Below are 11,027 nucleotides of genomic sequence, written 5' to 3' on the forward strand. Positions count from 1 at the left end.
GCGCGCCGGCGGGGGGGGGGGGGGGGCCCCCGGGCGCCCGCGGCGTGTGGGGGCGGGGGGGGGGGGCGGGGGGCACCCCCGGTCCCCGCGCGGGGGGGGCCCGCCCCGGGGCCCGGGGGCGGCGGGCGCGGCCGGGGGCGCCGGGCGCGCGGCCCGCGGCGGCGCCGGAGTTCTCCTCCCCGGCCCCGGCCGGCGAGGCTCGCGAGGCCCGTCCGGCCGCGCAGCGTCCGGCCTCCCCCGCGGCCCGTCCGGGCCCGCGTCCGGCCGGTCCGCGTCCGGGCAACAACCCCTTCACGTCCAGCAACACCGGCATGGCCCGCCCCGGCGAGCGCCGTCCCGGTGCCGCGGGTGCGGGTGCCCCGCGTCCCGGTGGCGACCGTCCGCGTCCCGCCGGTGCCCCCGGTGACCGTCCGCGTCCGGGTGCCGGTGCTCCCGGCGCCGGTGGCGCCCCCCGTCCGGGCGGCGACCGTCCGCGTCCGGGTGGCGACCGTCCCCGTCCCGCCGGTGCGCCCGGTGCCGGTGGCGCCCCGCGTCCCGGTGGTGCCCCGCGTCCGGACGGCATGCCCCGTCCCGCCGCGCCGCGCCCGGGTGGTCCGAGCCCGTCCGGCATGCCCCGTCCGAACCCCGGCATGATGCCGCAGCGTCCGGCCGGCCCCGGCCCGCGTCCGGGTCCGCGTCCGGGTGGTCCCGGCGCGCGTCCGGGTGCGCCCGGCGGCGGCGGTCGTCCCGGCTTCGCCGGCCGTCCGGCCGGTCCCGGCTCGCGTCCCGCGGGCGGCGGCTTCGGCGGCCCCCGTCCCGGCGGTGCCGGTGGCGGCGGCGGCTTCGGTGGCGGCGGTGCCCGTCCCGGTGGCTTCGGCGGCCGTCCCGGCGGCCCGGGTGCCCGTGGTGGCACGCAGGGTGCCTTCGGCCGTGGCCCCGGTGGCCGTCCGGCCCGTGGTCGCAAGTCGAAGCGGGCGAAGCGCCAGGAGTACGAGGCCATGCAGGCCCCGTCCGTCGGCGGTGTGATGCTGCCCCGCGGCAACGGGCAGACCGTCCGCCTGTCGCGCGGTGCCTCGCTCACGGACTTCGCGGAGAAGATCAACGCCAACCCGGCCGCGCTCGTCTCGGTGATGTTCAACCTCGGCGAGATGGTCACCGCGACCCAGTCGGTCTCCGACGCCACCCTCGAGCTGCTGGCCGGCGAGATGGGCTTCGTGCTGGAGATCGTCAGCCGTGAGGACGAGGACCGCGAGCTGCTCGAGTCCTTCGACATCGACTTCGGTGCCGACGAGGGCGACGAGGAGATGCTGGCGCCGCGTCCGCCGGTCGTGACCGTCATGGGTCACGTCGACCACGGTAAGACCCGCCTGCTCGACGCCATCCGCAAGACCAACGTGGTGGCGGGCGAGGCCGGTGGCATCACCCAGCACATCGGTGCCTACCAGGTGCAGACCGAGGTGAACGGCGAGGAGCGCCGCATCACCTTCCTCGACACCCCCGGTCACGAGGCGTTCTCCGCCATGCGTGCCCGTGGCGCCAAGTCCACCGACATCGCGATCCTGGTGGTCGCGGCCAACGACGGTGTCATGCCGCAGACGGTCGAGGCGCTGAACCACGCCAAGGCCGCCGGTGTGCCGATCGTGGTCGCCGTCAACAAGATCGACGTCGAGGGCGCCGACCCGACCAAGGTCCGCGGTCAGCTGACCGAGTTCGGCCTGGTGGCCGAGGAGTACGGCGGCGACACCATGTTCGTCGACATCTCCGCGCGCCAGGGTCTGCACATCGACCAGCTGCTGGAGGCCGTGGTCCTCACCGCGGACGCCTCGCTCGACCTCCGGGCCAACCCGGAGCAGGACGCGCAGGGCATCGCGATCGAGGCCCACCTGGACAAGGGCCGCGGCGCCATGGCGACGCTGCTCGTCCAGCGCGGCACGCTCCGCGTCGGCGACTCGATCGTCGTGGGCGACGCCTACGGCCGCGTCCGCGCGATGCTGGACGAGAACGGCAACAGCCTCACCGAGGCCGGCCCGTCCCGTCCGGTCCTGCTCCTCGGTCTGACCTCGGTGCCCCGCGCCGGCGACAGCTTCATCGTCGTCGACGAGGACCGCACCGCCCGCCAGATCGCCGAGAAGCGCGCCGCCCGCGACCGCAACGCGTCCATGGCCCAGCGCCGTGTCCGCGTCTCGCTCGAGGGTCTGGAGGCCGCCCTGGCCGCCGGCTCCATCGAGAAGCTCAACCTCATCATCAAGGGTGACGTCTCCGGTTCCGTCGAAGCCCTCGAGGACGCCCTCGTCAAGCTCGACGTGGGCGAGGAGGTCGAGCTCCGGATCCTGCACCGCGGTGTGGGTGCCATCACCGAGTCCGACGTGGACCTGGCGATGGGCTCGGACGCCATCATCATCGGCTTCAACGTGCGCGCCGAGGGGCGTGCCCGTACCGCGGCCGACCGCGAGGGCGTCGACATCCGGTACTACTCGGTCATCTACCAGGCGATCGAGGAGATCGAGGCCGCGCTCAAGGGCCTGCTCAAGCCCGAGTACGAGGAGGTGCGCCTCGGCTCCGCGGAGATCCGCGAGGTGTTCCGCTCCTCCAAGTTCGGCAACATCGCCGGTGTCCTGGTGCGCGAGGGCGTCATCCGACGCAACACCAAGGCCCGCCTGCTGCGCGACGGCAAGGTCGTGGCGGAGAACCTCAACATCGAGGGCCTGCGCCGCTTCAAGGACGACGCGACCGAGGTCCGCGAGGGCTTCGAGGCCGGTGTGACCCTGGGCTCGTACAACGACATCAAGGTCGACGATGTCATCGAGACCTACGAGATGCGCGAGAAGCCGCGCTCGTAACGGCTCACGTCCGGGGCCGGTCGACGGGTGCATAACCCGTCGACCGGCCCCGGTCTCGCTGTGTAGGGTCCTCGTACATCCCCGAGCGGGGATCTCTCCGAGGCCTTCAGGTCGGCTCTGACCTGTCACACATGTTCGTAGGAACACTCACTTTCGACCTCCTTCTGGGTGACGTCCACTCGCTCAAGGAGAAGCGGTCGATCGTGCGGCCCATCGTGGCCGAACTGCAGCGCAAGTACAGCGTGTGCGCTGCCGAGGTCGGGAACCAGGATCTGCACCGCAGGGCCGAGATCGGCTGTGCGGTGGTGGCCGGGGACGCCGCGTACGTCACCGAGATCCTGGACAGCTGTGAGCGGTTCGTCGCCGGCCGCCCCGAGGTGATGCTGCTCTCCGTGCGGAGGCGCTACCACCACGACGACGATGAGTGACCACGGGTGTCCCGGTGGTGCTCCCGGATCCCGGGAGTCGCCACCGTCACACCGATCAGGACCGAGAGCGCCCACAAGGCTGGGCGCGGGCAGGTACGTTGGGGCAGGGGCCCCACCGGGTGCACGACCGACCCGGGTACCGGGCCCATCGCACGAGGAGGCAACGTGACCGACACCGCAAGGGCGCGCAAGCTCGCCGACCGCATCCAGGTGGTCGTCGCCGAGACGCTTCAGCGCCGGATCAAGGACCCGCGTCTGGGCTACGTGACCATCACCGACGCCCGGGTCACCGGCGACCTGCGCGAGGCCACCGTCTTCTACACCGTCTACGGTGACGAGACCGAGCGGCAGGCCAGCGCCGCCGCGCTGGAGAGCGCCAAGGGCGTCCTCCGCTCGGAGGTCGGCCGGCAGACCGGGGTGCGCTTCACGCCGACGCTGACCTTCGTCGCGGACGCGCTGCCCGACAACGCGAAGAACATCGACGACCTGCTCGACAAGGCGCGGCTGTCGGACGCGGCGGTGCGCACCGCCGCCGCCGGCGCCACGTACGCCGGTGACGCGGACCCGTACCGCTCCCCGGCGCGCGACGACGACGAGGACGAGTAGCAGTGACCGGCGAGCCGACGGCGGCCGGTACCGCGGGGGCGGGCTCCACCAGCACGGTGGAGTCTGCCCTCGTGGCGCTTCCGGGTCCGCGCGCCGAGGCCCCCGGGCTCGACCACGAGTGGCAGCGGGTGGTGGCTGCCATCGGGCGGGCCGCCAGCATCGACCTGATCTGCCACATCAACCCCGACGGCGACGCGCTCGGCTCCGCGCTCGCCGCGGGCCTCGCGCTGCGCGGACTGGGGTACGAGGTCCGGGTCTCCTTCGGCGACGACCCGCAGATCGTCCCCGAGTCGCTCTCCTTCCTGCCCGGCCAGGAGCTGATCGTGCCCGCCTCGGCCGTCCCGGACGTGCCGGAGCTGGTGCTCTGCTTCGACGTGGCCTCGGAGAGCCGGCTCGGCCTGCTGCACGCCAAGGCCTTCGCCGCGCCCGTGCTGGTGGTCCTCGACCACCACGCCTCCAACCCGGGCTTCGGCACCCACCGCCTGATCGACCCGGGCGCCCCGGCCACCGCCGTGCTGGTCGACGAACTGCTGCGCCGGCTCGGCGTCGAGCTCGACCAGGCGCTGGCCACCTGCCTGTACACCGGCGTCGCCACCGACACCGGCTCGTTCAAGTACGCCGGCACCACGCCGGCCACCCACGAGCTGGCCGGCCGGCTGCTGGCCACCGGCATCCGGCACGACCTGATCTCCCGTCAACTGTGGGACACCTCCTCCTTCGGCTACCTCAAGGTGCTCGGCGCGGCGCTCGAACGCGCGGTCTACGAGCCCGAGGCGGCCGACGGGCGCGGCCTGGTGTGGACCTGGGTGCCGTACCAGGACCTGGCGCTGTTCGGCGTCACCGTCGAGGAGATCGAGGGCCTGATCGACGTGCTGCGCCGCCCGGCCGAGGCCGAGGTCGCCCTGGTGCTCAAGCAGGACCCGGACGGCACCCTGCGCGGCTCCTGCCGCTCCAAGGGCGCGATCGACGTCGCCGAGGTCTGCACTGCGCTCGGCGGCGGCGGCCACGTGTTCGCGGCCGGGTTCTCGGTGCGCGACGAGGTGGCCGCGGTGGTCGCCCGCTTCCGCGCCGCACTGCCCTCCTGACCAGCCCGACCCGCCGCCGGCCGCCCGGCGGCGCCCGAACCCGACACCTGCCGGAGAACAGAAACCCCATGAAGCGCAAGGGAACCGGCCCCGACGGCCTGGTCATCGTCGACAAGCCGGAGGGCATCACCTCGCACGGGGTGGTCGCCAAACTCCGGTGGCTGGCCGGCACCCGCAAGGTCGGCCACGCCGGCACCCTCGACCCGATGGCGACCGGCGTGCTGGTGCTCGGCGTCGAGCGGGCCACCCGGCTGCTCGGCCACCTGATGCTCACGAACAAGACCTACGAGGCGACCATCCGGCTCGGGCAGACCACCATCACCGACGACCGGGAGGGCGAGGTCACCGCCTCGGTGCCGGCCGACGGCCTGGACCCGGAGGCGATCGGCACCGCGATCGAGGCGCTGACCGGCGAGATCATGCAGGTCCCGTCGAAGGTCTCGGCGATCAAGATCGACGGGAAGCGCTCGTACGCCCGGGTCCGCGAGGGCGAGGACTTCGAACTCGCCGCCCGGCCCACCACCGTGCACTCCTTCACGGTGCACGAGCGGCGGTCCGCGACGGCCGAGGACGGCACCCCGGTGACCGACCTCGACGTGACCGTGGAGTGCTCCTCCGGCACCTACATCCGGGCGCTCGCCCGGGACCTCGGCGCGGCCCTGGGCGTCGGCGGCCACCTCACGGCGCTGCGGCGCACCAAGGTCGGCCCGTACGGCCTGGAGCACGCCCGCACCCTCGAACAGCTGGAGGAGAAGCTGGAGGTGCTGCCGATCGCGGACGCCGCCGCGGCCGCCTTCCCGCGCTGGGACCTCGACGAGGACCAGGCACGGCTGATCTCCACCGGCATGAAGCTCCCCGCCCCCGGCCTCGGCGTCGACGGCCCGATCGCGGTCTTCGCCCCGGACGGTCGCTTCCTCGCCCGGGTCGAGGAGAAGGGCGCCAGCGCGAAGCCGGTCGCCGTCTTCGTCGGCTGACCACCCGGTTGCCCGCCGGCTCGATCGCACCCGGGACGCTCCGCACCCGGAAACCGTGCGCACCCGGAACGCCGCAGGCGGCGCACCCGTCCGCCGGGCCGCATCGGCCCCTCTAGCCCACCCCGGCCCCGCCGGAGGAGCTTTCCGTTCCGCTTCACCCTCACGGGCGAGCGCCCGAAGTGAAACGGAGTTGTGAAGGGCGCGTGCAGGGTGGTGGCCCGTGCGCCCTGGGCACGCTCCCCCAGCAGCGGTACGGCAGCCGGGCCGACCGCTTCCCGGCCCGGCGGGAGGGCGGGGCGTATGACGGGCAGACACCAGCCGGGCAGCACACCACGGCAGCGGACGGCCGAGCCGGCCTGGGCGCCGCTCGTCGTCACGGACGAGCACGGCCGTCCGCGCGGCCTCGGCATCCCCGCCGACCGGCAGGGCACCGTGGTCACCGCGTACGAGACCGTGGCCGGCCTCACCGCCCCCGTGCTCCGGCTGCCCGGCGGCACCACCCGCAGGCTCGGCCCGGAGGCCGTCCAGGCGCTCCCGGACCTCGGCCTGGCCCTGCTCCACACGGCCCACCTCGGCGGGCTGCCCGGCGCCGTCCCGCCGATCACCTGGAGCACCGACGGATGCCCCGTCACCGTCCTGCACCACGCGACGCCGGACGCCGAGCCGACCCGGCTGCACGGCGTCGTGGTCGGCCGCTGCACCGCCGTCCAGCCGACCGGCGCCGGCGGCTTCCGCACCGTGGCAGGCGCGCTGCTGCTGCGGCTGCCGCCCTCCGTACCGGCCCCGGAGCCCGGCGCGCCCGTGCTGGACGCCGCCACCGGCGCCGTCCTCGGGCTGCTCGCCCCCACCCTGCGCGGCGACCGGCCGGACACCGTCGCCGCCGCCCCGCTGGTCCCCGGGCTGCCCCCGGACGTCCTGCTCCGCAACGCGGAGTGCGCCCCCGCCTTCGGGCCCGCCCTCAACCTCGGCGGGGTGCTCAGGCTCACCGCCCGCCAGCTCGACGCAGCCACCGCCGGGCCGGGCCGGATCACCACGCTCGCCGCCGACCGCGTGGAGCGGCCGGACGGCCTCACCGGCGAGGAGCCGTGCCACCCGGTCACCGTGCTGACCGGCACCGCCGGCAGCGGCCGCAGCACCGAACTCGCCGCCCTCGCCGTCCGCCGGGCCACCGGGCCGCGCCCGCTGCCCACCCTCTGGCTGCGCGGCGCCGACCTGCGGCCCGCCGACGACGGGCTCGCCGACGCGGTCGCCCGGGCCCTCGCGGCCGCCGCCGACGCCCTCGGCGTCCCGGTGCCCGACCCGGCCGCCGCCGCCCGGCTCTGCGCCGCCGCGGGCCGCCCGCTGCTGGTCCTGCTGGACGCCCCCGAGGAGGCCCTCGCGGAGCCGTCCGCCGCCTGGCAGGCGCACACCGCCCACTGGCTCGCCGAGCACCGGGCCCGGCTGCTGCTCGCCTGCCGGCCGGAGAGCCGCGCCGCCGCCCTCGGCCCCGCCCTGCTGCTCGGCCCGCTGCCGGCCGCGGCCGCCGTGAGGGTCGCCCACCGCCTCGGCGCCGACCCCGCCCTGCTCGCGCCCGCCGACGCCGCCCACCCGCAGGCCCTGCGCGCCGCCGGGGACCTGCGGGCCGCCGGTGTGACCGGCCGCCCCGGCGGCCGCGGCGAGCTCTACGCCGCCCACCTCGACCTGCGCTGCCTGCGGATCGCCCGCCGGATCACCACCGCGGACGACCGCAGACCGGGCGCCCACCGGCGCGGCGCACCGCCGCCGGCCCGGGCCGAGTCCACCGCCCGGCTGCGCCGCACCGCGGTGGTGGTCGCCGGACGCGTCCACGAGGCCGCCCGGCTGCTCCTCGGCGCCGGCCACGGGGGGCTGACCGCCGAGGAGTTCGAGCGGCTGTTCCCGACCGCGGGAGGCTGGGGGCCGGCCGTCCTCGCCGAGGGCCTGTTCGTCCGTGCGGGGGAGGGCTTCCGGCCGTCCGCCGAGGACCCGGCCGACTGGCTCCAGGGGCGCCACCTGGACCTCGACCAGGCCCTGCGGATGCTGGTCGACGGCGGCAGCCCCGCGGCCGGGGTGCCGGCGGCCCGCGAGCCCCGCCGGCAGTCCGCGGACCCGAAACCCGCGGACCCGAGGCCCGCCGGGGCACAGCCTCCCCAGGCGCCGGCCGCCGAAGCAACGGCCGTCCCACCGAAGGATGCCGAAGCCGAGGACGCCGAACCGCCGGGGGAACCGGAGTCCGCACCGCGGTCCACCGCGCCGGCCGCGCCGGAGAAACCCGCCGCACCCGCCGCGCCCGCGGCACCGGACGCGCCGGAGCCGGCCGGCCACGGCGTCCCGCGGCACCGCCTCGGCCCGGTGGCCGCCGCGCTGCGCCAGGTCGCCGAGACCCGCGGCGCCGAGGCCATGGACCTCTGGCTGAACCGGCTGCGCCTCGCCCTGGAGGCCGACCGGCCCGGGGACGAGTCCGCCTGGTGGGCCGCCCGGCTGCTGGCCGCCGTCCTCCCCGCCGTCCCCGTCCCGGCCGCCCACCGGCCCCTGCTCGAACGCCTCACCCGCCACCCGGCCTTCCCGCCCGCCTGGTGGGCCGCCCTGCGGCTCGCCCCGGCCGACCGGATGGCCCTGCTGCGCCTGCTGGTGCGCACCGACCCCGCGAACGGCCCGTACCACGCCGCCGTGCGCGAGCGGCTGACCGCCGACCCGGCCACCGTGCAGCCGCTGCTGTGCGCCTGGTTCTCCGACGCGGCGCCGCTCGCCGACGGCTCCGGGGCCACCGTCGCCGACCTCGCCCACGACCTGCTGTTCACCCACCGCTCGCTCGCCCTCGACGAGTTGACGGAGGCACTGGTGGACGTCGCGCACCCGCGGGCGGACGCCCTGCTGGCCCGGCTGGCCGTCGACGAGCCGTCCGCGCTCTGCCGGGCGGTCGACCGCTGGAGCCACGACCCGCGTCCGGAGCGGCACGTCGCCGCGGCCGTGCACGCCCTGCGGACGGCCCCGCAGGCCGACCCCGCGGGGGCGGCCCTGCTCCGCTTCACCGCGCTCACCCTGCTCGCCCGAGAGGACGAGCCCGCCCTGCACGGCGCCGCCCTCGCCCTGCTGCTGCGCGACCCGGCGAGCCGGTCCGACCACCTGCCGCGGGCGCTCGCCGCGTACGCCGCGGACGACCCGTTCCTCGGCGCCGCCGAGCTCGCACCGGCGCTGGAGGACCACCCGGACGAGATCGTGGCGGCGGTCGGCCGCCGCCTGGAGGAGCCGGCCGCACCGTTCGCCGACGGGCTGCGCCTGCTGGCCGGCGCCCGGGACGCCGCCACCGCCCGCCGCGGGGTGCTGCTGGCCGCCCGGCAGCTGCGCGAGCACCCGGAGCGGGCCGGGCGGCTGGCCGCCCACCTGGAGGTCCTGCTGGAGGCCGGCCACGACGCCGGGCCGCTGGTCGCCGAGGTGGTGGCCGCCCCCGCCACCGTCCGCAAGGTCTTCGCACCGGTGCTGGCCATCGCCTCGGCCGACCCGGCCAGGGACGCCCTGCTGGACGCGCTGCTGGACGCCGAGCGCGACCCGGCCGTCCTCGCCGCGGTCCTGGAGCGGTTCGCCGACGGTTGCGCGCTGAGCACGCCCGAACGGGCCCGCGAGGTCGTCCGCCGGCTCGCCGAGCACTGGCCGGACGCGGACGCCGAACTCGTCCGCGCGGCCGGGCACGCCGCCGCCTTCGCCCGGGTGCTCGCCGACTGGCCGGACACCGCCCCGCCCCCGCCGAAGGGGCCGCTGACCGAGCGGCTGCGGGAGCTCGCCGCCGAGGGACGCGACCCGCAGTACGCCGCGGCGGAGGCCGAACGGGACGCCCACGGCGCCGCGGACGGCCCCCGCGAGAGCGGCCGCGCCCGCGCCTGATCCGCCCGAACCGCCCGGAGGCCGTTCCGGTGCCGAGCCCGAGCCGGGCGCATGGCACGCTATAGGGGCTCGGGTTGAGTGTTCGAGCGCCCCGCGCGGGTGCGGCAGAGGAACGAGGAGCGGTCAGGTGCAGCGCTGGCGTGGCCTGGAGGAGATCCCCGGGGACTGGGGACGCAGCGTCGTCACCATCGGGTCGTTCGACGGTGTGCACCGCGGCCACCAGCTGATCATCGAGCGGGTCGTCGAGCGCGCCCGCGAGCTCGGTGCCAAGGCCGTGGTGGTCACCTTCGACCCGCACCCCAGCGAGGTGGTCCGCCCCGGCAGCCACCCGCCGCTGCTCGCCCCGCAGCCGCGCCGCGCCGAGCTGATCGAGGAACTCGGCGCCGACGCGGTGCTGGTGCTGCCGTTCACCCACGAGTTCTCGCAGGAGTCGCCGGAGTTCTTCGTGCGCTCCGTGCTGGTGGACGCCCTGCACGCGAAGGCCGTCGTCGAGGGGCCGAACTTCCGCTTCGGCCACCGCGCCGCGGGCAACGTGGCGCTGCTCGCCGAGCTCGGCCGCGCCGCCGACTTCGAGGTGGAGGTGCTCGACCTCCAGGTGACCGGTACGGCCGGCGCGGGCGAGCCGTTCTCCTCCAGCCTCTGCCGCCGCCTGGTGGCGGAGGGCGACGTGGCGGGCGTGGCCGAGGTGCTCGGCCGGCCGCACCGGGTCGAGGGCGTGGTCGTCCGCGGCGCCCAGCGCGGTCGCGAACTCGGCTACCCCACCGCCAACGTGGAGACCGTGCCGCACAGCGCGATCCCCGCCGACGGCGTCTACGCGGGCTGGCTCACCGTGCCGGCCGACGGGACGCTGGCCGACGGCGGTCCGGGCGGGCGGCTGCCGGCCGCGATCTCGGTCGGCACCAACCCGACCTTCGACGGGACCTCGCGCACCGTGGAGGCCTACGCCATCGACCGGGTGGGCCTGGACCTGTACGGCCTGCACGTCGCCGTCGACTTCCTCGCCTACCTGCGCGGCATGGAGAAGTTCGACTCCATCGAGGCGCTGCTGGAGCGGATGGCCGACGACGTCAAGCAGGCCCGGGTGCTCACCGACGCGGCCGACTGAGCCGCCACCGCCCCTCTCGATGCCACCGCCACCGGGCCGTCCGGCCGCGGGGGGGGGCGATATGGCCCCCCCCCGCTCCCCCGAGGGAAGCCGCGACGGGGAGCGGCCCCCCCCGGAGGTGGACGCCCCCC

General features: G+C 76.5%; 7 protein-coding genes. All 7 read left to right on the plus strand.

Going from position 1 to position 11,027, the window contains the following annotated elements:
* Nucleotides 1-44: 44 nt before the first annotated feature.
* Entirely contained in the window at nt 45-2,819 is a 2,775-nt protein-coding gene (gene infB, locus ACFV0G_RS22185) for a translation initiation factor IF-2 (RefSeq protein ID WP_380550467.1), read from the plus strand.
* Between the two features lie 131 nt (nt 2,820-2,950).
* A complete protein-coding gene (locus ACFV0G_RS22190; RefSeq protein WP_380550447.1) occupies nt 2,951-3,247 on the plus strand; it encodes a DUF503 domain-containing protein in 297 nt (98 codons plus the stop codon).
* Between the two features lie 165 nt (nt 3,248-3,412).
* Nucleotides 3,413-3,853: a 30S ribosome-binding factor RbfA gene (gene rbfA / locus ACFV0G_RS22195; protein WP_380550450.1), complete on the plus strand. Its 441-nt coding sequence runs from the start codon at nt 3,413-3,415 to the stop codon at nt 3,851-3,853.
* 2 nt (nt 3,854-3,855) lie between these two features.
* Nucleotides 3,856-4,938: a bifunctional oligoribonuclease/PAP phosphatase NrnA gene (locus ACFV0G_RS22200; protein WP_380550453.1), complete on the plus strand. Its 1,083-nt coding sequence runs from the start codon at nt 3,856-3,858 to the stop codon at nt 4,936-4,938.
* Between the two features lie 68 nt (nt 4,939-5,006).
* Nucleotides 5,007-5,912 (plus strand): tRNA pseudouridine(55) synthase TruB, encoded by a 906-nt coding sequence (gene truB, locus ACFV0G_RS22205; protein WP_380550456.1) that lies wholly within the window; start codon nt 5,007-5,009, stop codon nt 5,910-5,912.
* Nucleotides 5,913-6,212: 300 nt separating this feature from the next.
* A complete protein-coding gene (locus ACFV0G_RS22210) occupies nt 6,213-9,791 on the plus strand; it encodes a serine protease (protein ID WP_380550459.1) in 3,579 nt (1,192 codons plus the stop codon).
* A 127-nt stretch (nt 9,792-9,918) separates the two neighbouring features.
* Entirely contained in the window at nt 9,919-10,896 is a 978-nt protein-coding gene (locus tag ACFV0G_RS22215) for a bifunctional riboflavin kinase/FAD synthetase (protein ID WP_380550461.1), read from the plus strand.
* Nucleotides 10,897-11,027: the final 131 nt, after the last annotated feature.

The sequence above is a fragment of the Kitasatospora sp. NPDC059571 genome (assembly GCF_042735675.1).
Classification (GTDB): Bacteria; Actinomycetota; Actinomycetes; order Streptomycetales; family Streptomycetaceae; genus Kitasatospora.